We start from the raw sequence: 21,274 nt of genomic DNA on the forward strand, positions 1-21,274 counted from the left end.
GCATGTTCGAAACCACGATCCCCTTCACGATGGCAGGTCTCGACCATATCGTCCTGCGCGTTTCCGATCTGCCGACGATGCTCGATTTCTATCATGACGTCCTGGGATGCAGCGACGAGCGTACGCAGGCCGAAATCGGGCTGTTCCAGCTCCGCGCCGGGCGCTCGCTGATCGATCTGGTGACGATCGACGGCAAGCTGGGCGCCGCCGGCGGCGCCGCACCGGGCCGCGAGGGCCGCAACCTCGACCATTTCGCTCTCGCCATCCATCCTTTCGATGAAGATGCGATCCGCGCGCATCTCTCCCGCCATGGCGTCGCGATCGAGCAGTCGGGGCCGCGTTATGGCGCCGAAGGCGAAGGTCCGTCGGTCTATTTCCGCGATCCCGAAGGAAATCTGATCGAACTCAAGGGGCCCGCAGAGCACAGCGTATAGACTTGCCCTTCGACGCCGTCTAAGGCGCCCACGGCGTCGGGGAGTGGCGCAGCCCGGTAGCGCGCTTGCTTTGGGAGCAAGATGTCGCAGGTTCGAATCCTGTCTCCCCGACCACTGCCTCCGTCGTCACCCCGCCGACGTCGCGATCAATCGCGCATAATAATCGATCATGCGGCGAAAGCTGTCTATCGTCATATGTTCGTTGGTGCCGTGGATCATCGCGGTTTCCTTGAGCGTGAAGTGCATCGGCATGAAGCGGTACACATCGTCCGAAATCGGCTCCATGCTGCGGCTGTCGGTTGCCGCGACGACGAGATAGGGCGAAACCACCGCGTCGGGCGCATCGGCGCGCGCCGCGGCGACGACATATTTCCAGCCCGGCGAACTGCTCGACGACACGCGCGAAGGCTCGTTCGGCGGTTTGACCCAGGTCAGTTCGACCGGCGCGTCGCCGACCGCGGCCTTGGCGCGCGCCATGACATCGGCCGAGCTGTTCCAGGGCGCGATGCGATAGTTGATCAGCGCCGAAGCCGATTGCGGCAGCACATTCTCCTTCGGGCTCCCCTGCAACATCGTCGGCGCGATGGTCGTGTGGAATGCGGCCGCCGACGATGGCGATCCCGCCACCTCGCGCTTGACAAGCGAGCCGAGCAGCCACTGGTTGGCGACCGCCATCTTGGTCGTTCCACCCTTGTGCGCTGCCAGTGCCTCGATCATCGCCGCGCCGGGGCCGCGCATCTCGATCGGGAAAGGTTTCTCGGTGATCGCCAGCACCGCACGCGCGAGTGTTGTCACCCCGGTTTCCGGCGGCGGCATCGAACTGTGCCCGCCGGGGGCATTGGCGGTGACCTTGAGCGTCGCGTAGCCCTTTTCGGCGACGCCGATCAGGATTGCCGGGCCATTGATTACCGGCGTATCGCGCAGCACGACGCTGCCCTCGTCGAGCGTGAACAGCGCGCGGACGCCGTCGGCCTTGAGCTTCGCCGCCGCCGCGACCGCGCCCGATCCGCCGGCTTCCTCGTCATGCCCCGACACGAGATAGATGCCGCGTTTCGGTTTGAAACCCTGCGCCGCCAGCGCCTCCAGCGCCTCGAACAGGCCGATCAGCGATCCCTTGTCGTCGACCGTACCGCGACCCCAGACGGCGTTTTCAGCGATCGTCCCGGCGAAAGGCGGGTATTTCCAGTCGCCCTCGGTGCCTTCGGTGACCGGGACGACATCCTGATGCGCCATCACGATGATCGGCTTCGCCGCCGGATCGCTGCCCGGCCAGTAATAGATGAGCGTCCGGTTCGGCAGAATGGTGCGCGTCATCGCCCGGTGCATCGCCGGATAGGTTTTCGCCAGCCAGCCGTGCAGCCGGTCCCATTCGGCAATCTCGTTTTCGGCGGGATCCTGATGCGAGATCGTCCGGATCTGCGCCGCTGCGCTGAGATGGGCGACGGCGGCATCGAGATCATAGGGCGGAGCGGCGGCAAGGCGGATGTCGCTGCCATCGGCGATGTCCTTGGGCGCGAAGCCTGCCGTGCGCACTGCGACCGTTCCCGCGGCCAGTGCAAGCACCGCAAGACCGCCCAGGATGATGATCCGCCGTTTCGCCATAATAATCCCCCTCCGCCATCTGCGGCCAATGGACCGCGATCGGTTGCAAGATGCAAGGGAAATGCCGGTGCGGCGGGAGAAAATGGTGGGCCCGGCAGGACTCGAACCCGCAACCTAGCCGTTATGAGCGGCCAGCTCTAACCATTGAGCTACAGGCCCCTCCTTTACCCGGCGGGGTGTGCGGGCGATAGCGGAGCAGGCGGCGGATTGGCAAGCGGCAACGCGCTCAGGCGGCATTCGCCCTGCGTTCGGCCATCGCCAATATCTCCGCCGCGGTCGTCGCTTCGACCCCGCGCCGCGCCAGATGTTCCAGCAAGACGTCCCACCAGCGATAGAAGAGGTCGAGATCGGCAGCGCTGCGGACATAGGGCGTGTTGCCGGGCTGCAGTGACGGCGAATGAAAGGAGAAGTTGAGGATCGGGACCTGCTGGTCGAGCGCGATATCGACCGCGCGGCAGGCGCGTTCGGCAGGAATACCCTCGGGCGTCAGGGCAATCCGTTCGACAAGCCCCAGCCGCGCGAGCGCTGCGCCGACATGGGTGCCTTGCCGCGCGAGCCGATGGTAAAGGCTGCTGCCTGCCCGCCCCAGCAAACCGCCGAACACCGTCGTCACGGGCACCTCGAGGATATCGCCCTGCCCGGCCGGCACCCACCAGGGCGCGAGCGGCGCGGCGCGATAGTCGGGGCCATGTCCGGCGCGGTAATCGAAGCCCGAGCGGACCGACGTATCGCAGCGGAAACCGAGTTCGGCGAGGATCGCCGCCGTTTCGGGGCCAAGGCCATAGCGGCCGGCCCGATAGACGAGTGGCGAAAGGCGAAAGCGGTCGCGGATCCCGTCGCGCAGCGCCGTCATCTTGGCGCGCTGGAGTTGGACGGGCAAGTTGCCGGTATAGCTGTTTTGCTCGCTCACCTCCTCGTCATGCGGCGGGGTCACCCAGGGATGAAGCTGCGCGCCGATTTCGCAGCGCCCGTCCGCCGCCCCCCCGCCCAATATCTCGACCGCGCGGTCGTCGGTGACGATCGGCCAGTCGACCAGATAAATCGGCCGCACGCCTGCGCGCTCGAACCACGCCTGGCATTCGGCGAGCGCGGGAACTGAGTCGAGGCGATAGCCGCTGCGCGCGAAGGGCGCCCGCCAGTCGAAATCTTCCTCGGTGTCGATCGTCACCCAGAAGCGCGGCCGCTCGCCGGCCCCGAGCCGAATCAGGCTCGACGCTGCTGGATGTGCCAAGAGATTGCCCGCAGGCTGCACCGCAATTTCCCCCGTCGGCCCCGGTCTGCGCTCTATTCGCTTTGCTGGACGTCCAGCCCGCTGCCAGCGCCCGGGTTGGCCGAGGGCAGATGCAAGGTCAAGGCGTTATGCCCGATTTCGAGTCGTCCCCCGGCACTGCGCGCGAGGCTGTCGACAAGACGGAGCGAAAAGCCGAGGCTGAGGATCGCCGCGCCGGGCGCTTCGCCTTCGGGACTGAAACCGGGATCGAGCAGGTTTGCGGCGGTCGCGAAGCGAATCGACGCCGGGCGGACGATGCGCAATTGCAAGATGTCGTCATGTGCCGTTTCGGTGACAAGCTGTCCGACCATGATCGTCCCCGGTTCGGAGACATCGACCAGCGCGGTGAGCAGGCGGCCGATCATCCGGCGCGCGTTGGCATCGCCCGCCCGGGCGAAAAACGACCCGCCGACGCGCGAGATGCTGAGGTCGATCCGCTGTTCCGCGAGCAGCCCGGCAAGGTCGTGCTCGACCTGCGCCACGATCGCCGCGACGTCGACCGTTTCGCCGACCGGCTCGCTCGCCGCGCTTTCGCCGGCCCGCGCCGCCGTTTCGAGGTCGTCGATGATCGCCTGGATCGAAGCGGCGTCGGCGACGATCGTCTCCGCCATCCCGCGATACGCCCCGCTGACCGGACCGAACATCTGCCCCGAGATGATCTGGGCAAAACCCGAGATCGCGTTGAGCGGGCTGCGCAGTTCATGGATGAGCTGGCGGATCGAATCGCCCGAATCCGGCGCTGGCGGATGGCCGTAAGGCGTCTCGTTGCGGTAGGGCCGCCGCGCGGTACCGCGGTATCCGCGAAACTGTCCGGTCGCCGGATCGAACCAGGGCAAGGCCGAGAAACGCCACTCGCCTGCATCGGCGGGCGTGCCGTCGAGGATCATGCGCGCGTTGATCATCTCCGCCCGCTGGCGAAACGCGCCGGCGGCAACGCCATCGGTGCCCGGCTCGCCGCCGAAGGCAGCCTCGGCGATCGACAGGCCGATCGCGCTGCCGCGTGCGATGCCGTCGACCCAATGGATGACACCATCGGGGCCGGTTTCGAAAAGGAAACCGGTGCGCGGCTTGCGCGCCGCCGTCGGCTGACCGCGCGTCGACTGGAACTTGTCGATCCGCCGGACGAGTTCGCTGATCTGGTTCGACCCGGTATCGTTGGCCGGGGAAGCCGCCGCGATCTCGGCGCCGGCCTCGGCGACGGCGAGCGGCGCTTCGATCGCGTTCGCCGGCTGGGGCAAGGCAACCGATCCGCTGCCGAGGCTGGCCAGCGCGCGGCGGACATTGACCGGCAGGTCGTCGCGCCCGGCAAGGATCGACCGCGCCATCGCGCCCGTCGCCGGGAGCAGCGCGAGCCAGTCGGCTTCCGACAAACGCGCGCCGCCGAGCATCGCGGCCGATACCGCGGGCACGTCATTGGCATAAAGCGCGACGAGCGGCGCAAACCGCCCATGGCGCGCGATCGCCCGCGCACAATCGCGGCGGACATTTTCGGGGACCTGCGGCCGCAGGACGGCGAGCGCATGCAAGCTGCGACGAATATCGCCATCGCGCAGTTGATTGCCGCGCTGCGCCAGAATATCGGAGAGTTGACGCCACGCAGCGATGCTCGCCCGGCGGTCCGAAGGCGCCTGGCGCAAGATGGTCGTAATCATCGAGTCAGCAGTCACGCGAAGCCGGCCCCACCCTCATTTCGTTGGTTAGCGTATCCTTAGCGGCTAGCGTGAATCAACGGGTCATGAAAGCACCTTAACCATCCGCGTCGCATTGTGGGACAATTGCATTCGCCTGAAATAATATTATGGTCAGCGGCTTGCAAGGACAGCGGAAGTTACAAAATGGCGAGCCAAAAATTCGATCAGATCGATTTGCAGATATTGGGCGAGCTGCAAAAAAACGGGCGGATGACGAATGTGGAGCTGGCGCAGATGGTCGGGCTGACCGCCCCGCCGTGCCTGCGCCGCGTCCGTGCACTCGAAGAATCGGGAGTTATCCGGTCGTACCACGCCGACCTCGACGCCGCGAAGCTCGGCTATGGCATCACGGTGTTCGCGATGGTCAGCCTGCGCAGCCAGGCCGAGTCGGACCTCAAGGCGTTCGAGGATTATGTCGGCGGCCTGCCCGAAGTGCGCGAATGCTATATGCTGAACGGCGAGATCGACTTCTTGCTGAAGGTTGTCGCGCGCGATCTCCAGAGCTTCCAGTCGTTCCTGACCGCGCATCTGACGTCGGCGCCCAATGTCACCAGCGTGAAGACCTCGCTGACGATCCGCACCGCAAAGCAGCTCGCCGGAATTCCCGTCGAGGAATAGCGCGGCGCCGCCGCGCACAGCCGGGGTGCCATGCCGATACCGGAATCGAGGCACGGCAGTTCTGGGGTGGATTCCTGACCGTCCTCTATTTCCGTTCGTGTCGAGCGAAGTCGAGACACCCATCGAGGTTGCGCCTGGCCCGAGGGGCATCTCGACTTCGCTCGATGCGAACGGGTAAGGTTGGCCCAAACGGCAACAACCGGCCGGTTCCAGCCGCTCCAATCCACGCAGGTCGCCAACAAAAGAGGGCGCTGCCTGATCAGGACAGCGCCCCTTTGCGCGCGTTCGGCAGACGGATCAGCTTCCCGTTGCGGGGGCCGCGGCGGGCGCCGGCGCGGCGCCGCCGTCGATCTTGATCACCCACAGGTCGGCAAGCCGCTTGCGGGGACCGGTGACCTGCGCGAAGCTGGCTTTCGCACCGGCGGCATCGCCGGCCAGCGCCTGCGCCACGCCCATCCGGTAGGTCCAGAGCTCCTTGTCGCCGCCGGCGGCGATCGCCGCCTTGTAGAGCGGCACCGCATCGGCATAGCGGCGATAGCTGACCAGAGCGTCGCCGGTCGCGCCCGCAACCTTCGGGTTCGACTGCGTCGAAGGCTTGGCGGCATAGGCGGTGAGCGTCGATTCCTCGTCGCCCGCGCGTTCGCCCTGCGTCTTCGCGATTCCGTCGAAATTGGCGTCGGGCGTCGGAATGACCTTGCTCGCCTTGCCTTCGGCGACCAGCGCAACGACTTCGCCGGGAAGCGCAGCTTCGGTGGCGAGCGCCGCATATTCCGAATATTCGGGGCGCTGGAGCATCGATTTGGTCGCGCGCATCAACCGCAGCGTGTCGAGCGCGATTTCCTTGTTCTCGCCGGTCTGCTGCAACAGGATGAACAGCGTCTGGCGCCACACTTGCGGCTGGTTATAGTCGCGCATGCGGAGCGTCATCAGGTCGAGCGCCTCGGGATTGCGGTTCGCCTTTTGCAGCGCCTGGATCGGACGCACATAAAGCTCGTCCGAGGGACGCTGTCCGGCGGCCCGGCTGGCTTCGATCCCGGCCTTGGCGATTGCGAGCCCCTGGTCGATCTGGCCCTGCTGCAGATAGCTGTCCATCAGCAAGAGCGGCAGTTGCGCCTCGGTCGAACCCGCGGCCTTCGCCGCTTCGAGACGCTTCACCGCCTTCGCATAATCCTTGGCGCCATAGGCAAAGTTGCCCGAGAAGAAATTATAGGTCGCGGCATTTTCCGCCGGCGTGACGCCCGTGTCGAGCATCGCATCCAGCCCCTGGCTCTGCACCGCCTGATCCTTGTTCAGGATGCCGAGCTGGAGCTGGTAGAAGCCCGCGAGATATTTATCGTCGGGGGTCGTGGCCGACGCCTGACCTTCGGCGAGCGCGGCTTGCAATGCGGCGGCGTCCTTGGCCTTCGACGCTTCTTCCATCTTCTTCGCGGCGGGGATGAAGCCCTTGCTGACCGAAATGCCGCCTCCTTTGCCGGACTCTTCCTTCTTATCCTTTTCCTTCTTTTCCTTGGCACCAGCGGGGGCAGCGGACATCATCAGCGCGCAGCCCAGCGCAGCGGCCATCGCCGTCGCGGGCATCGAGCGAAAACGCTTGAACATCGAAATCTCTCCTCAAAGATACGGCCGCCTCGCCTCGGCACACAAATGGGCTCGGCCGCGGTTCGGTAACGCGGCTAAACCCGTCGCGTTGCCAAGGCAAGACAGCCGGGGTCGATATTTATCATGGAGAGGCGCGGCTGAACGGGGATTGAACCCGGATCGGCGCAAGTGGAGCGTTCAGACCTCGTCAATCGCCCGGTTGATCTGACGCAGCACCGCCGGATCGCCGGGCGCGCCGGCCATCGCCGCTTCGGAAAGCTGGATGAGCGGCACGATGCCGAACGTCGCGGCCAGCCCCTTGAGCCGCAGGGCCGCGACGTGCCAGTTCGCGTCGCAACGGGCGCGGCGCATCAGATCGGCCAGCTCGCGCGCACTGCCAGTAAAGACGTTGCGCAGTTCGAGCGTGATCGCTGCGTCGTCACCGACGGCGGAACTCAGATACCGGTCGAGAGGGCCACTATCGAAAGACATTCCACAGGCTTGGCAGCTTGTGGTTAAGTTTCGGTTTCTCGGGCGTCATTTGGTGCTAAGATGGGGGGATGACGGGGGAAAAGAAGATCGTCGGATTGTGGCGGGATTCCGCGGCAAACCAGGAAACGGACGGCAAGGTTCCGGAACAGGCCGCTGCGCCCGAAGCAGCGCCTGCGCCCGAAACTGCGCCCGCCGCCGAACGGGACTGGCTGGATATGTCGCCGCTTACCGAAGCCGAAACCGCGGATAACGCGAGCGACGCTCCTGCCCCGCCCTCGGCATGGCACGATCGCCTCGCCCCAGGCCTTCTCGTGCTGCTCGGCACCGGCTGGACATTGTTTGCGCTTTATGGCGCGACCGGCGGCTTCGCTTCGGCGCCTGCGGCAGAGGCTTGGCCGGCGCTGATCGCCACCATCTCGATGCCGCTCACCTTGCTCGCCATATTGTGGATGGCACTGCTCCGTTCGAGCCGGTCGGAGCAGGCGCGATTCGCGCGGATCACGACGTCGCTTCGCAACGAGAATATGATGCTCGGCCAGTCGATGCATTCGCTCGGCCTGCATCTCGCCGACGCGCAGAAGCAGCTCGCCGAGCAAGCGAAGATCGTCCAGCAACTCGGGCTCGACACGGTCGCGCGGCTGCACGACAGCAGCGACCGGCTCGCCAGCAACGCGTCGGTAATCGCCAACGCGCACGACCAGCTCGCGCGGTCGGGCGACGTCGCGATGCAGCGGATGGACGGCCTGCTCGCGGGCCTGCCGCGCATCGACGATGTGGCGCAGCGGCTTGCGGTGAATTTCCGCGAAGCCGGGCTGGTCGCCCACCAGCAGGGCGCGAATCTCGAAGCGCGACTGGCGGCGCTCGGCGAGGAAGCCGCCAAAACCGCCCAGATCAGCGAAGCCGCTACGACCAGCGTCCTCGAAGCGATGGTCGCGCTGCAGGGACAGACGAAGGAAACCGAGGCCGACCTGCTTGCCGCTTCGGCGCAGGTTACCGGCGCGCATGGCACGGCGCTGGCGCAAATCGCGAAGGGCGCGGCGTCGGCACGCAACGATATGTCCGCAACCGTGGCCGCGGTGACCGGTCAGATGGACGAGAGCTGGCGACAGTTCCGCGACGGCGTCGATGCCGCTGCCGCGCAGATGGACGCGAAGCTGTCAGCGGCACGCGAAGCCGGCGACGCGATCGGCGATCAGTTGACGGCCCATGGCAAAGCGAGCGAAGCGCTTGCTGCCCGCATCGGCGCGCATGTCGCCGAGGTTGAACAGCAGCTTGCCGGTCTCGATGCCAGCGTTGCCAAACGGACCGACGTGATCGGCCGCGCCATTGCCGATACCAAGGCGCAGCTTGGCGCCTTTGCCGATCAAGTGACGCGCGGTAACGGCTCGGCGCAGCAGCTTGTCGGCCATGCCGAATCGCTGCTCCTCGCGCTCGATGCGGTGACGCGCGAACTCGACGAGTCGCTGCCGCACGCCCTTGGCCGCATGACCGCGCACGGCAAGACGACGCAGACCGCGCTGTCCGAACTGCGCCCGATGCTCGACGCCTCCGAACTCGTCGCACAATCTACGCTGTCGCACGTCAATGCCGTGCAGGCGACGCTGAAGACCAACGAAGCGCAGATGACCAGCCATGCCGAAAACCAGCGGCTGCTCGTAGAACAGGTCAACGCCGCGCTTGCCGAAGCCGATGCCGCCTTGGCAAAGCTGCGCGACGGCGCCGACGACTTTGCCGAACAGGGCGGCGCGCGGATGATCGCGACGCTGGCAGAGGTGCGCAGCACTGCCGATTCGGCCGCCGAACAGGCGCGCGAGACGCTCGACCGGCTGATCGCCGGCGCCCGCGAGACGATGCAGGCGACCGCCAGCGACGCGATCGATGCGGCGTTCAAGACCGAGATCATGGCCCAGCTCAACGCGATCGAGGATGCCTCGCAGCGCGCGGTTACAGCCGCGAACGCCGCCGCCGACCGGCTGATGCGCCAGCTCATCACGATCATGGACACCAGCGCCAGCGTCGAGCAGCGCGCGCTCGAGGCCGAACAGGCGATCGCCGCCTCCGATCGCGATTCGCTCGCCAAGCAGGTCGGCGTGCTCACCGAAGCGCTGAAGTCGACGGCGATCGACGTCACCAAGATCCTCTCGACCGAGGTCAGCGACGCCGCATGGGATGCTTATCTGAAGGGCGACCGCGGCGTCTTTGCGCGGCGCGCGGTGAAGCTGATCGAGAATAGCGAAGCGAAGGAAATCCTCCGCGTCTACCAGAATGACGACAATTTCCACGCCGCGGTGAACCAGTTCATTCACGATTTCGAAGCGATGCTGCGCCTGCTGATCGGCGCACGCGACGGGTCGGCGATCAGCGTGACCCTGCTGTCGTCGGATATCGGCAAGCTCTATGTCGCCATGGCGCAGGCAATCGACCGCCTGCGGAACTGATTGCGTTCAGACGGAATCGGACGGGCGACGGGTCTCGGCTGGAAGCGGACCTAAGTAACATGTACCCCGGCGAAGGCCGGGGTCCAGAGCGTTGGAAAGCCAGCGCTGCATACTTACGCCCTGGACCCCGGCCTTCGCCGGGGTACACAAATTAGCAAACGCCCGCTCCCTACCCCAATCCAGACGACGCTTCAGGCCCGCCCGCTCAGCACATCCGGATCGGCCCAGCCATTCACATACGCAAGGTAATAGAGCCCGAAGGCCACCGTCGCGACGATCGTCATCTGTAGCAGGATACGCCGGGGCCGGAAGCTCGCGGGAGCGCCGGGCTCCTGCCCGCGCACCAGCGGCGTGCTCTCATCGCTTGCCCGGCGCCCGTGAAACGGCAGCACGAAAAAGGCACTGAACGCCCAGAACAGCAGATAGATGGCGAGTGCCGAGGTCCATTTCATCGTCGTGCTTCCGTGGGTCAGATATCGACGAGCATGACGTCGACGACGGGTTTCTTGCCCGTCCAGTTGGTCGCGACGCGCCGCACGCCGAGCCGGATCGCCTCGCGCAGCTTTTCCTCGTCGCGGGCCGGGCCGGTCGCCGCCTGCTCGGCGGCTTCGCGCAGTTCGTCGACGAAGGTTTCGCGCTCGTCCTCGACCGGAACGCCGCGATAGCTCACTGCGCTGTCGACGAAGCGCTTGTCCGAAAAGATCACCGCGACCGAAATCTGGCCGTTGAGCGCCAGCTTGCGCCGCTCGTTGATCGTCTCGCCGTCGGCGGGTAGAATCACGTCGCCGTCGAGGATCAGCCGCCCCGAACGTACGTGATCGACGATCTTCGCAGGTCCCGGCGACAGGCGGACGAGATCGCCATTTTCCTGGATCAGCGCATCGGGCACGCCCTGTTCCAGCGCGAAACGCGCCTGTTCGTGCATATGGCGGATCTCGCCGTGCACCGGCACGACCAGCTTAGGCCGCAGCCAGCCATAGAGCGCGGCAAGTTCGGGCTGCCCCGGATGGCCGCTGACGTGGATATGCGCCTGCTTTTCGGTGACCGTCAGCACGTCCTTTGCGGCGAGCTGGTTCATGATCCGCCCGATCGCGACCTCGTTGCCGGGAATCTGCTTCGACGAGAAGACGACGGTATCGCCCGCCTCGAGCTTGATCTGGTGCCCGTCGGCGGCCATGCGCGCCAGCGCCGCGCGCGGCTCGCCCTGCCCGCCGGTGGCGATCACCATCATCTTGTCGCGCGGCAGGCGCATCGCCTCGTCGAAATCGACCGTCGGCGGGAAATCCTTGAGATAACCGACCGAGCGCGCCACCCCGAGAATGCGGTCGAGCGAGCGGCCCGCGACGCACAAGGTCCGTCCCGTCGCCTTCGCGACCGCGCCCAGCGTTGCCAGCCGCGCGGCGTTCGAGGCGAAAGTGGTGACGACCACCCTGCCCTTTGCAGCGCCGACCGCCTGCGTCAGCCCGGCGCGCAGCCCGCCCTCGCTGCCCGATGCCTCGGCGTTGAACGCATTGGTCGAATCGCAGACGAGGACATCGACGCCCTCGTCGCCGATCGCGGTCAGCGCCGCGGCGGTCGCGGGCTGCCCGAGGATGGGCTCTTCGTCGAGCTTCCAGTCGCCGGTATGGAAAGCGCGGCCATAAGGCGTGTCGATCACCACCGCGCTCATTTCGAGGATCGAATGCGCCAGCGGGACGAGCCGGATGCCGAAGGGGCCGATCCGGAAACTGGCGTCGATATCGACGACCTTGATCTCGACCTCTTTCTCCAGCCCTTCTTCGGCAAGCTTGTGCGCGATCAGCCCCGCAGTGAAGCGGTTGGCATAGAGCGGCACGCCAAGGTCGGCGGCCAGATAAGGGATCGCGCCGATATGGTCCTCGTGCCCGTGGGTCAGCACGATGCCAAGCAGGTCCTTCTTGCGATCCTCGATGAATTCGAGGTCGGGCATCACGATGTCGATACCCGGATAGTCGTGGCTGCCGAAGGTCACGCCGAGGTCGGCCATGATCCATTTGCCGTCGCAGCCATAGAGATTGGCGTTCATGCCGATCTCGCCCGAGCCCCCCAATGCGAGGAAAAGCAACTCCTTGCCGGGGATGGTCATCTGTTCTGGTTCCGTTGGTTATAGAGGTGCATCAACCCGTTGAGCGTCAGATCGGGTTCGATACGGTCGAACAACTGCGCCTGTTCCTGGAACAGCGTCGCCAGGCCGCCCGTCGCGATGACGGTAAGCGGTTTACCGATCTCGGCCTTCATTCGCGCGATCAGGCCTTCCATCATCGACACATAGCCCCAATAGACGCCGATCAGCATCTGGCTTTCGGTGGTACGCCCGATGACGCTATCGGTTTCGGGCGCTTCGATGGCGATACGCGGCAACTTCGCCGCCGCCGCGACAAGCGCTTCAAGCGACAAATTCACCCCGGGCGCGATGATGCCGCCCAGATAGGCGCCGTCCGGCCCGATATGGTCGAGCGTCGTCGCGGTGCCGAAGCTGATGACGAGCTTGTCCCTGCCCGGCGCGACGGCTTGCCCCGAAATCGCATTGACCGCGCGGTCGGCGCCGACCGACTGCGGCTCGTCGACCTTGAGCGCGATCCCCCAGGTCACCGGCTCGCGCCCCGCGACGAGCGCATCGACGCCGAAATATTTATGCGCGAGCAGTTGCAGATTGTGGAGCGCGCGCGGCACGACGGTCGAAATGATCACGTCGCTTACCTCGGCGCGGTCGTGTCCCTCGATGCGCAGGAGCTGGTCGAGCCAGACCATATATTCGTCGGCGGTGCGGCGGTCGTCGGTCGCAATCCGCCAGCGTGCGAGCAGTTCGGTATCGCGAAACAGCGCGAATTTGGCGTTGGTGTTGCCGACATCGATCGCGAGCAGCATCTCAATTCCCCTCGACCGGGCGGCGTAGCTCGACGTCCCCGGCATGGACCAGCATGACCTCCCCATCGGCGCGGCGCAAGCGCAGCGCGCCGTCGGGCGCCAGCCCGTCGAAGCTGCCGTCGATCCCCTGCTCCGATACACGGAGCGGCGTTCCGACCGGATGGCCTTGCGGCAGCCACGCGCGGACGATGCTGTCGACGCCCTCCTGCCGCCATGTCCATAATGTATCGACCATCGCGATCGCCAGGGCCTCGGCGAAGCGGTCGCGGTCGAGCACCGCACCCTTGGCAGCGAGCGCCGCCGTCGGGCGATCGGGCAGTTCGGGCGCGGCGACCAGATTGACGCCGATCCCGATCACCACCGCATTGCCCGTGCGCTCCATCAATATGCCGGCGCATTTGGCGCCGTCGACGAGCAGGTCGTTCGGCCATTTGAGCCGGGCGTCGAGCCCGGGCGCCATCGCCGCCACCGCTTTCGCCAGCGCAACCCCCGCGACCAGCGCGAGCGTTGCAGGCGATGGATCGCCGGCGGTCAGGTGGACGACGGTCGAGCCCATGAAATTGCCCTGCCCGTCGTTCCAGCCACGGCCTAGGCGGCCGCGCCCGGCGGTCTGGCGGTCGGCGACGAGCCAATGGCCCTCGCCGACATGCTCGCCGCCCGCCAGTCGCGCCAGCAGGTCGGCGTTGGTCGAACCTGTCTGCGCTACCTGCTCTATCGGGGGGATCAGAACAGCACCGACGCGGCGCCCGCCGAAGCGATCGCCAGCATGGGAATGAACAGATAGCCGATCACTGACAGCCACAGCGCGCTGACCGCGACGATCGCACCCTCGACGACATTGCCGCCGCCGGTCACTTCGACGTCCGACTTGTCGTCGAAGTACATCGTCTTGATGATCGCGATATAATAGAAGGCGCCGATCACCGAGGCGACGATCCCCGCAACCGCGAGCGGCACGAGATTGGCGTTCACCGCGGCCTCAAACACCAGATACTTCGGCCAGAAGCCGAACAGCGGCGGGATGCCGGCAAGGCTGAACAGGAACACCGCCATCGCCGCGGCAAGCCCCGGACGGCGCTGCGACAGGCCGGCAAGTGCCGGGATGCTCTCGATCTGGTTGCCTTGCGGGTCGCGCAGTTGCAGCACGACAAGGAAGGCGCCGAGCGTCGTCACGACATATACGAGCAGATAGGTCAGCACACCCTCGACCCCCTGCTGCGTACCGGCAGCAAGGCCGATCAGCATGAAGCCGACATTGTTGATCGACGAATAGGCAAGCAGGCGCTTGATATTCTTCTGCCCGATCGCGCCGACCGCGCCGAGGATGATCGACGCGAGCGCGAGGAAGATCACGATCTGCTGCCACGCACCGACCGCCGGGCCCATCGCGTCGATCACGACGCGCGTTGTCAGTGCCATCGCCGCCACTTTCGGGGCGCTGGCGAAGAAGGTCGTCACCGGGGTCGGTGCGCCTTCATAGACGTCGGGGGTCCACATGTGGAACGGCACGGCGCTGATCTTGAAGCCGAGCCCCGCGAGCACGAACACGATGCCGAAGATCAGCCCGATATTGATCTCGCCGCCCATCCGCGCCGCGATCCCGGCGAAATCGGTAGTGCCCGAAAAGCCATAGAGCAGCGAGATGCCGTAAAGCAGCATCCCCGATGCGAGCGCCCCGAGGACGAAATATTTGAGCCCCGCTTCGCTCGACCGCTCGTCGGTGCGCATGAAGCTGGCGAGCACATAGGCGGCAAGGCTGTTGAGTTCGAGCCCGACATAGAGCGTCATCAGGTCGCGCGACGACGCCATGATGCCCATGCCGAGCGCCGCGAACAGGATCAGCACCGGATATTCGGCGCGCATGCCCACGTTGAAGAAGCGCGGCGCGACGAGGATGCAGACGAAGCTCGCGGCATAGATCAGCAGCTTGGCAAAGCCGCCGAAACCGTCGACCGACAGCGTGCCCGAAAAAACCGTGGCGTTGACACCGAACAGCGCCACGACCGCTGCCGCAGCGGCAGCGAGCGTCAGCAACGACGCCCCCTGATACAGGCCGACCTGCCGGTCCCCCGCGAAGGTGCCGAGCATCAGGGTGATCAGCCCGCCGATCGTCAGGATCAGTTCGGGCCAGATGAGGGCAAGATCGGCGCTCATTGGACGCCTCCCACATGGCTCGATCCGTGGGCGGCTTCGCCTTCATGCGCACTGGCCGCCTTCGGCTTGGCTGCGGCGAGATGGGCGTCGCCGGTGGGCTTGGCGGGCGCGAGCCGCGCGACGACGGTCGTCACGTCGCCGCGCATCGGCGCGAGGAAGCTTTCGGGATAGACCCCCATCCACAGCGCCACGGCGGCGAGCGGTGCCATGATCGTCCATTCGCGTGCGCTGAGGTCCGGCATCGCCTTCACATCGTCCTTGGTCAGTTCGCCGAACACGACGCGGCGATAGAGATAGAGCATATAGGCGGCGCCGAGGATGATGCCGGTGGTGCACACGAACGCCACGACGCTCGACGCTTCATAGATGCCGAGCAGGCTCAGGAATTCGCCGACGAAGCCCGACGTGCCCGGCAGGCCGATCGACGCCATGGTGAACAGCATGAAGAACAATGCATAGGCCGGCATGTTCACCGCGAGCCCGCCGTAACGGTCGATCTCACGCGTGTGGAGCCGGTCGTAGATCACGCCGACGCAGAAGAAGAGCGCCGCCGAGACGACACCGTGGCTGAGCATGATGATCAGCGCGCCTTCGATCCCCTGCTGGTTGAACGCGAAGAGGCCCGCGGTGACGATCGCCATATGGGCGACCGACGAGTAAGCGATCAGCTTCTTCATGTCGTTCTGCACCAGCGCGACGAGGCTGGTGTAGACCACCGCCACCATCGACAGCGCGAAGACGATCCACATGAGCTGCGCCGACGCGTCGGGGAACATCGGCATCATGAAGCGCAGAAAGCCATAGGCGCCGAGCTTGAGCAGCACGCCCGCGAGGATCATCGAACCCGCGGTCGGTGCCTGCACATGCGCGTCGGGAAGCCATGTGTGGACGGGCCACATCGGCATCTTTACCGCAAGGCTGGCAAAGAAGGCAAGCCACAGCCACGTCTGCATTTCCGGCGGAAAATTATAAGCGAGCAGCGTCGGGATGTCGGTCGTGCCCGCTTCGCGGATCATCGCGATCATCGCGATCAGCATCAGCACCGAGCCGAGCAGCGTGTAGAGGAAGAATTTGAACGCCGCATAGATGCGGTTCGCGCCGCCCCAGATGCCGATGATGAAATACATCGGGATCAGCCCGGCTTCGAAGAAGATGTAGAACAGCAGCAGATCCTGCGCGCAGAACACGCCGATCATGATCGTTTCCATGATCAGGAACATCGCCATGTAGAGGCCGACACGGCTCTTGATCGCGTCCCAACTCGCAAGGATGCAAAGCGGCATCAGGAAGACGCTGAGCATGATCAGCATCAGCGCCATGCCGTCGATGCCGAGCGCCCACTGGAAACGCCCGAACAAATCGGCGCGTTCGGTGAACTGCCACTGCGCCCCGCCGATGTCGAACTGCGCCCACAGGACGCAGCCGAGCACGAAGTCGACCAGGGTCGCGACGAGCGCGATCATCCGTGCATTGCGGTCGCCGGCATAGATGCAGAGGACGGCCGCGATCAGCGGTACCGCGAGCATCAGCGAGAGGATGGGAAGACCGCCGCTCACAGGAAATTCACCATGGCCCAGCTGGCGAGGCCGACAAGCCCAAGCAGCATCACGAACGCATATCCATAAACATAACCCGATTGCAGCCGGACCGCGAGCCGGGTCCCCCCTTGCACGAGCGCCGCGGCGCCATCCGGACCGAAGCGGTCGATGGTGCCTTCATCCCCGCGCTTCCAGAAGAAGCGGCCGATCGCGAAGGCAGGCTTCACGAAGAGGATGTTATAGAGCTCGTCGAAATACCATTTGTTGTACAGGAACTGGTGGAGCAGCTTGAACTGCGCCACGAAGCGCCCCGGCAGGCTGGTGTTGCGGATATAGCTGTTCCACGCGAGGAACAGACCGATCGCCATCACCGTGAACGGCGTCCATTTGACCCAGGTCGGCACCTCGTGCGCGGCGTGCATCAGATGCTCGTCGAACGCGATGCTGCCCTTCCAGAAGGCAAGGCCTTCCTCGGGGTAGATGAACGGGTGCGCGAAGACGAAGCCCGCGAACACCGCGCCGATCGACAGGACGATCAGCGGGATCAGCATCGGCAACGGGCTTTCGTGCGGGTGATAACCCGCCGTGCCGTCGCTCGACGCATCATGGTGGTGATGATCGTCGTGCGCCGCGTGCGTGTGCGCGTGATCGTCATGGCCGTGACCATGGTCGTCATGCACCGCATGCTGGATATGCTCGCTCTGTTCCCAGCGCGGCTTGCCGTAAAAGGTCAGGAAGACGAGCCGCCACGAATAGAAGCTGGTGAGCAGCGCGGCGAAGATGCCGACCCAGAAAGCGATCTGGCCGCCGCCCCCGGCAGCGAACGCCGCCTCGAGGATGCCGTCCTTCGAGTGGAAGCCGGCAAAACCCGCGACGCCCGCGATGCCGACGCCGGTGATCGCCAGCGTCCCCGCCATCATCGCCCAGAAGGTGATCGGGATATGCTTCCTGAGGCCGCCGTAATAGCGCATGTCCTGTTCGTGGTGCATCGAATGGATGACCGAACCCGCACCGAGGAACAGCAGCGCCTTGAAGAAGGCGTGCGTGAACAGGTGGAACATCGCGGCGCCATAAGCGCCGACCCCCGCGGCAAAGAACATGTAACCGAGCTGCGAACAGGTCGAATAGGCGATGACGCGCTTGATGTCCCACTGCGTCGTGCCGACCGTCGCGGCGAACAGGCAGGTCGCGGCGCCGACGAAGGTGACGACGCCGAGTGCTACGGCCGAGGTCTCGAACATCGGCGACAGGCGGCAGACCATGAAGACGCCCGCGGTGACCATCGTCGCCGCGTGGATCAGCGCCGACACCGGGGTCGGACCCTCCATCGCGTCGGGAAGCCAGGTGTGCAGACCGAGCTGCGCCGACTTGCCCATCGCGCCGACGAACAGCAGCAGGCAGAGGATCGTCATCGTGTCGAGCCGCATCCCCATGAAGGTGATCGTCGAACCCGCCATGCCCGGCGCGGCAGCGAGGATCTCGGGGATCGAGACGGTGCCGAACACGAGGAAGGTGCCGAAGATGCCGAGCATGAAGCCAAGGTCGCCGACGCGGTTGACGACGAACGCCTTGATCGCCGCGGCATTGGCGCTCGGCTTCTTGTACCAGAAACCGATCAGCAGATAGGATGCGAGACCGACGCCTTCCCAGCCGAAGAACATCTGGACGAGGTTGTTCGCGGTCACGAGCATCAGCATCGCGAAGGTGAAGAGCGAGAGATAGGCAAAGAAGCGCGGCTGGTCCGGGTCCTCCTCCATATAGCTCCAGCTATAGAGGTGGACGAGCGCCGACACCGTCGTGATCACGACGAGCATCACCGCGGTCAGCGTATCGACACGCAATTCCCAGTTGAACTGCAGCGCGCCCGACGACACCCAGTGCAGCACCGGCGTCACCCCGGCCTCGCCCGTTCCCGCCACGAAGGACAGGAAGATCGGCCAGCTCAGCGCGCAGCTGATGAACAGCGCGCCCGTCGTGACGATTTTCGACGCAAACGGGCCGATGACCCGCTGGCCGAGCCCTGCGACAATCGCCGCGAGCAGCGGCAGGAAAACGATCGCCTGGATCACCGGCTTACCCCTTCATCCGGTTGGCATCGTCAACGGCAATGGTGCCGCGGCCGCGGAAATAGATAACGAGAATGGCAAGACCAATCGCCGCTTCACCCGCGGCAACGGTCAGCACGAACATCGAGAACACCTGCCCGACGAGATCGCCCAGCGCCGCGCTGAACGCGACGAGGTTGATGTTCACCGCCAGCAGGATGAGCTCGATCGCCATCAGGATGACGATGATATTCTTGCGGTTGATGAAGATGCCGAGCACGCCGAGCGTAAACAGCACCGCCGAAACGGCGAGATAATGGCCGACCGAAATCACAGTTCAACCCCCTGCCCGGTGCCCGGATCGACAAGGCGCGTCGCATCCTCGGGGCGGCGCCGGTTCTGCGCCGAGATATTCTGGATGCGCACCCCGCCGCGGGTCCGATGCGTCAGCACGATCGCGCCGATCATCGCGACGAGCAGGACGATGCCCGCCGCCTCGAACAGGAAGATATAGCGCGTGTAGAGCAGTTCGCCGATCTGCTGGATATTGCTGGTATCGGTCGCCGCCGGCGCCGCGCGCGCAGCCAGATCGACCCCGCCCGCCTGCCAGGCGCCGACCGCAAAGATCAGTTCGGCGGCCAGGATGATCGCCACCAGCGCGCCGAGCGGCAGATAGCGCACGAAACCGGCGCGCAGTTCGGCGAAATCGATGTCGAGCATCATCACGACGAACAGGAACAGCACCGCGACCGCGCCGACATAGACGATGACGAGCAGCATCGCGATAAATTCGGCGCCCGCGAGCAGCATCAGCCCAGCCGCGTTGAAGAAGGCGAGGATCAGCCACATCACGCTGTGGACGGGGTTGCGCGCGAAAATCACCATCGCCGCCGAGGCGATGACGACGGTCGCGAACAGGTAAAAGGCAAAGAGCTGGATCATGTGCGCGCGCCCTTACCGATAGGGCGCGTCGGCGGCAAGATTCGCCGCGATCGCGCGTTCCCATTTGTCGCCATTGGCGAGCAGCTTGGCCTTATCATAGAGCAGCTCCTCGCGCGTTTCGGTCGCGAATTCGAAGTTCGGCCCCTCGACCACCGCATCGACCGGGCACGCTTCCTGGCAGAAGCCGCAATAGATGCACTTGGTCATGTCGATGTCGTAGCGCGTCGTGCGGCGCGAGCCGTCGTCGCGCGGCTCGGCCTCGATCGTGATCGCCTGCGCCGGGCACACCGCTTCGCACAGCTTGCACGCGATGCAGCGCTCCTCGCCGTTCGGATAACGGCGCAGCGCATGTTCGCCGCGGAAGCGCGGCGACAGCGGGTTCTTCTCGAACGGATAGTTGATCGTCGCCTTCGGCTTGAAGAAATATTTCAGCGTGAGGGCGTGCGCCTTCACAAACTCCCACAGCGTGAAGCTTTTGACGAGATGGGCGACGTAACTCATGAATACCTCGTCAGCATCAGATAGCCGGAGATCAGGAAGATCCAGAGAAGCGAAATCGGCAGAAAGACTTTCCAGCCCAGCCGCATCAGCTGGTCATAGCGGTAACGCGGGACAGTCGCCTTCACCCAGCTGAAGACGAAGAAGAAGAACAGGATTTTCGCGAACAGCCAGATGATGCCGGGCACGGCATAGAGCGGCGCCCAGTCGACCGGCGGCAGCCAGCCGCCCCAGAAGAGCACCGCGTTGAGCGTGCACATCAGCAGCACGTTGGCATATTCGCCGAGCCAGAAGAGCGCGAAGCTCATCGACGAATATTCGGTCTGATACCCCGCGACGAGCTCGCTTTCGGCCTCGGTCAGGTCGAACGGCGCGCGCGCGGTTTCGGCGAGCGACGAAATGAGGAACATCACCGCGAGCGGGAACAGCAGCAGGTTGAAGCCGAAGGCGTTGACGAAGCCGAGCCCGTGCCCGACCTGCGCCTTGACGATTTCGTTCATGTTGAAGCTGTCGGCGAACAGCACGACACCGATCAGGATGAAGCCGATCGAGACTTCGTAGCTGATCATCTGCGCCGAAGCGCGCATCGCCGAGAAGAACGGATATTTCGAGTTCGACGCCCAGCCCGACAGGATCACGCCGTACACGCCGAGCGACGACACCGCGAGGATGTAGAGCAGCCCGACGTTGATGTCGGCCAGCACCGCGCCCGAATTGAACGGGATCACCGCCCACGCCAGCAGCGCGACCGTGAAGGTGATGATCGGCGCGATCAGGAACAGGCCCCGGTTTGCCGAACTCGGGATAATCGTTTCCTGCAGGAACACCTTCAGCCCGTCGGCGAAGCTCTGCAGCAGGCCGAAGGGGCCGACGACGTTCGGACCGCGGCGCAGCGCAATCGCCGCCCAGATCTTGCGGTCGGCATAGATGATCATCGCGACCGCGAGCATCAGCGGCAGCGCGATGAGCAGGATGCCGGCGACGGTGGCGACGCCCCACGCCCATTCATAGGACATACCAAGATTTTGGAAAAACTCGGTCACAGCGACCACTCCCTGTCGTCACCCCGGACTTGATCCGGCATCCAT

At 65.1% G+C, this 21,274-nt stretch carries 19 protein-coding genes and 2 tRNA genes; 4 read left to right on the forward strand and 17 right to left on the reverse strand.

Annotated elements, in window-relative coordinates:
* Positions 1-2: 2 nt before the first annotated feature.
* Complete coding sequence (locus AN936_RS09090; protein ID WP_054590188.1) at positions 3-434, forward strand: VOC family protein; 432 nt, start codon at positions 3-5, stop codon at positions 432-434.
* A 37-nt stretch (positions 435-471) separates the two neighbouring features.
* Positions 472-548: transfer RNA gene (locus tag AN936_RS09095), tRNA-Pro, on the forward strand.
* Between the two features lie 12 nt (positions 549-560).
* Here the strand turns inward: AN936_RS09095 and AN936_RS09100 are convergent.
* The 4 genes from AN936_RS09100 to AN936_RS09115 all read right to left on the reverse strand — a co-directional run bounded on the left by AN936_RS09100 (position 561) and on the right by AN936_RS09115 (position 4,958).
* Positions 561-2,036, reverse strand: a complete 1,476-nt coding sequence (locus AN936_RS09100) for a M20 family peptidase (protein ID WP_054587877.1) — start codon at positions 2,034-2,036, stop codon at positions 561-563.
* 83 nt (positions 2,037-2,119) lie between these two features.
* Positions 2,120-2,195 (reverse strand) — tRNA-Ile (locus AN936_RS09105).
* A gap of 67 nt (positions 2,196-2,262) precedes the next feature.
* Complete coding sequence (locus tag AN936_RS09110) at positions 2,263-3,267, reverse strand: polysaccharide deacetylase family protein (protein WP_234715783.1); 1,005 nt, start codon at positions 3,265-3,267, stop codon at positions 2,263-2,265.
* A gap of 53 nt (positions 3,268-3,320) precedes the next feature.
* Complete coding sequence (locus tag AN936_RS09115; protein ID WP_054590189.1) at positions 3,321-4,958, reverse strand: sensor histidine kinase; 1,638 nt, start codon at positions 4,956-4,958, stop codon at positions 3,321-3,323.
* A gap of 183 nt (positions 4,959-5,141) precedes the next feature.
* Here AN936_RS09115 and AN936_RS09120 point away from each other — a divergent pair, with 183 nt between their 5' ends.
* Positions 5,142-5,615 carry an Lrp/AsnC family transcriptional regulator gene (locus tag AN936_RS09120; protein WP_054587879.1) on the forward strand — a complete coding sequence of 158 codons (474 nt, stop codon included), beginning with the start codon at positions 5,142-5,144 and terminating at the stop codon, positions 5,613-5,615.
* 297 nt (positions 5,616-5,912) lie between these two features.
* Here AN936_RS09120 and AN936_RS09125 read toward each other — a convergent pair whose 3' ends face one another.
* Both AN936_RS09125 and AN936_RS09130 read right to left on the reverse strand, forming a co-directional pair.
* Positions 5,913-7,214, reverse strand: coding sequence for a hypothetical protein (locus AN936_RS09125; RefSeq protein WP_054587880.1), 1,302 nt, complete (start codon positions 7,212-7,214; stop codon positions 5,913-5,915).
* Between the two features lie 177 nt (positions 7,215-7,391).
* Complete coding sequence (locus AN936_RS09130) at positions 7,392-7,685, reverse strand: hypothetical protein (protein WP_054587881.1); 294 nt, start codon at positions 7,683-7,685, stop codon at positions 7,392-7,394.
* 68 nt (positions 7,686-7,753) lie between these two features.
* Here AN936_RS09130 and AN936_RS09135 point away from each other — a divergent pair, with 68 nt between their 5' ends.
* Complete coding sequence (locus AN936_RS09135; protein WP_054587882.1) at positions 7,754-10,123, forward strand: hypothetical protein; 2,370 nt, start codon at positions 7,754-7,756, stop codon at positions 10,121-10,123.
* A 191-nt stretch (positions 10,124-10,314) separates the two neighbouring features.
* Here the strand turns inward: AN936_RS09135 and AN936_RS09140 are convergent, their stop codons facing one another.
* From AN936_RS09140 to nuoH, 11 genes are read right to left on the reverse strand one after another with little or no spacing between them, the layout of a single operon-like run.
* A complete protein-coding gene (locus tag AN936_RS09140; protein WP_054587883.1) occupies positions 10,315-10,575 on the reverse strand; it encodes a DUF1467 family protein in 261 nt (86 codons plus the stop codon).
* A 17-nt stretch (positions 10,576-10,592) separates the two neighbouring features.
* Positions 10,593-12,227 carry a ribonuclease J gene (locus tag AN936_RS09145; RefSeq protein ID WP_054587884.1) on the reverse strand — a complete coding sequence of 545 codons (1,635 nt, stop codon included), beginning with the start codon at positions 12,225-12,227 and terminating at the stop codon, positions 10,593-10,595.
* Positions 12,224-13,009 (reverse strand): type III pantothenate kinase, encoded by a 786-nt coding sequence (locus AN936_RS09150; RefSeq protein ID WP_054587885.1) that lies wholly within the window; start codon positions 13,007-13,009, stop codon positions 12,224-12,226. The genes AN936_RS09145 and AN936_RS09150 overlap by 4 nt, the downstream gene beginning before the upstream one ends.
* A gap of 1 nt (position 13,010) precedes the next feature.
* Positions 13,011-13,811 carry a biotin--[acetyl-CoA-carboxylase] ligase gene (locus AN936_RS09155; protein ID WP_084758258.1) on the reverse strand — a complete coding sequence of 267 codons (801 nt, stop codon included), beginning with the start codon at positions 13,809-13,811 and terminating at the stop codon, positions 13,011-13,013.
* Positions 13,733-15,163 (reverse strand): NADH-quinone oxidoreductase subunit NuoN, encoded by a 1,431-nt coding sequence (nuoN, locus tag AN936_RS09160; protein ID WP_054587886.1) that lies wholly within the window; start codon positions 15,161-15,163, stop codon positions 13,733-13,735. The genes AN936_RS09155 and nuoN overlap by 79 nt, the downstream gene beginning before the upstream one ends.
* Positions 15,160-16,719, reverse strand: coding sequence for an NADH-quinone oxidoreductase subunit M (locus tag AN936_RS09165; RefSeq protein ID WP_149037632.1), 1,560 nt, complete (start codon positions 16,717-16,719; stop codon positions 15,160-15,162). The genes nuoN and AN936_RS09165 overlap by 4 nt, the downstream gene beginning before the upstream one ends.
* Entirely contained in the window at positions 16,716-18,770 is a 2,055-nt protein-coding gene (gene nuoL, locus AN936_RS09170) for an NADH-quinone oxidoreductase subunit L (protein WP_054587887.1), read from the reverse strand. The genes AN936_RS09165 and nuoL overlap by 4 nt, the downstream gene beginning before the upstream one ends.
* Before the next feature lie 4 nt (positions 18,771-18,774).
* Entirely contained in the window at positions 18,775-19,080 is a 306-nt protein-coding gene (nuoK, locus tag AN936_RS09175; RefSeq protein WP_003051614.1) for an NADH-quinone oxidoreductase subunit NuoK, read from the reverse strand.
* Complete coding sequence (locus AN936_RS09180; protein ID WP_054587888.1) at positions 19,077-19,688, reverse strand: NADH-quinone oxidoreductase subunit J; 612 nt, start codon at positions 19,686-19,688, stop codon at positions 19,077-19,079. The genes nuoK and AN936_RS09180 overlap by 4 nt, the downstream gene beginning before the upstream one ends.
* A 12-nt stretch (positions 19,689-19,700) precedes the next feature.
* Positions 19,701-20,189: an NADH-quinone oxidoreductase subunit NuoI gene (gene nuoI, locus AN936_RS09185; RefSeq protein ID WP_054587889.1), complete on the reverse strand. Its 489-nt coding sequence runs from the start codon at positions 20,187-20,189 to the stop codon at positions 19,701-19,703.
* Positions 20,186-21,229, reverse strand: coding sequence for an NADH-quinone oxidoreductase subunit NuoH (gene nuoH, locus AN936_RS09190; RefSeq protein ID WP_054587890.1), 1,044 nt, complete (start codon positions 21,227-21,229; stop codon positions 20,186-20,188). Before nuoH ends, nuoI begins: the two co-directional genes overlap by 4 nt.
* Positions 21,230-21,274 lie beyond the last annotated feature (45 nt).

It is taken from the genome of Sphingopyxis macrogoltabida (genome assembly GCF_001307295.1).
Classification (GTDB): Bacteria; Pseudomonadota; Alphaproteobacteria; order Sphingomonadales; family Sphingomonadaceae; genus Sphingopyxis; species Sphingopyxis macrogoltabida_B.

Coding starts and splice junctions, on each gene's coding strand:
- AN936_RS09090 (WP_054590188.1), top strand. CDS start 3: ATGTTCGAAACCACGATCCCCTTCACGATGGCAGGTCTCGACCATATC.
- AN936_RS09100 (WP_054587877.1), bottom strand. CDS start 2,036: ATGGCGAAACGGCGGATCATCATCCTGGGCGGTCTTGCGGTGCTTGCA.
- AN936_RS09115 (WP_054590189.1), bottom strand. CDS start 4,958: ATGATTACGACCATCTTGCGCCAGGCGCCTTCGGACCGCCGGGCGAGC.
- AN936_RS09120 (WP_054587879.1), top strand. CDS start 5,142: ATGGCGAGCCAAAAATTCGATCAGATCGATTTGCAGATATTGGGCGAG.
- AN936_RS09125 (WP_054587880.1), bottom strand. CDS start 7,214: ATGTTCAAGCGTTTTCGCTCGATGCCCGCGACGGCGATGGCCGCTGCG.
- AN936_RS09130 (WP_054587881.1), bottom strand. CDS start 7,685: ATGTCTTTCGATAGTGGCCCTCTCGACCGGTATCTGAGTTCCGCCGTC.
- AN936_RS09135 (WP_054587882.1), top strand. CDS start 7,754: ATGACGGGGGAAAAGAAGATCGTCGGATTGTGGCGGGATTCCGCGGCA.
- AN936_RS09140 (WP_054587883.1), bottom strand. CDS start 10,575: ATGAAATGGACCTCGGCACTCGCCATCTATCTGCTGTTCTGGGCGTTC.
- AN936_RS09145 (WP_054587884.1), bottom strand. CDS start 12,227: ATGACCATCCCCGGCAAGGAGTTGCTTTTCCTCGCATTGGGGGGCTCG.
- AN936_RS09150 (WP_054587885.1), bottom strand. CDS start 13,009: ATGCTGCTCGCGATCGATGTCGGCAACACCAACGCCAAATTCGCGCTG.
- nuoN (WP_054587886.1), bottom strand. CDS start 15,163: ATGAGCGCCGATCTTGCCCTCATCTGGCCCGAACTGATCCTGACGATC.
- AN936_RS09180 (WP_054587888.1), bottom strand. CDS start 19,688: ATGATCCAGCTCTTTGCCTTTTACCTGTTCGCGACCGTCGTCATCGCC.
- nuoI (WP_054587889.1), bottom strand. CDS start 20,189: ATGAGTTACGTCGCCCATCTCGTCAAAAGCTTCACGCTGTGGGAGTTT.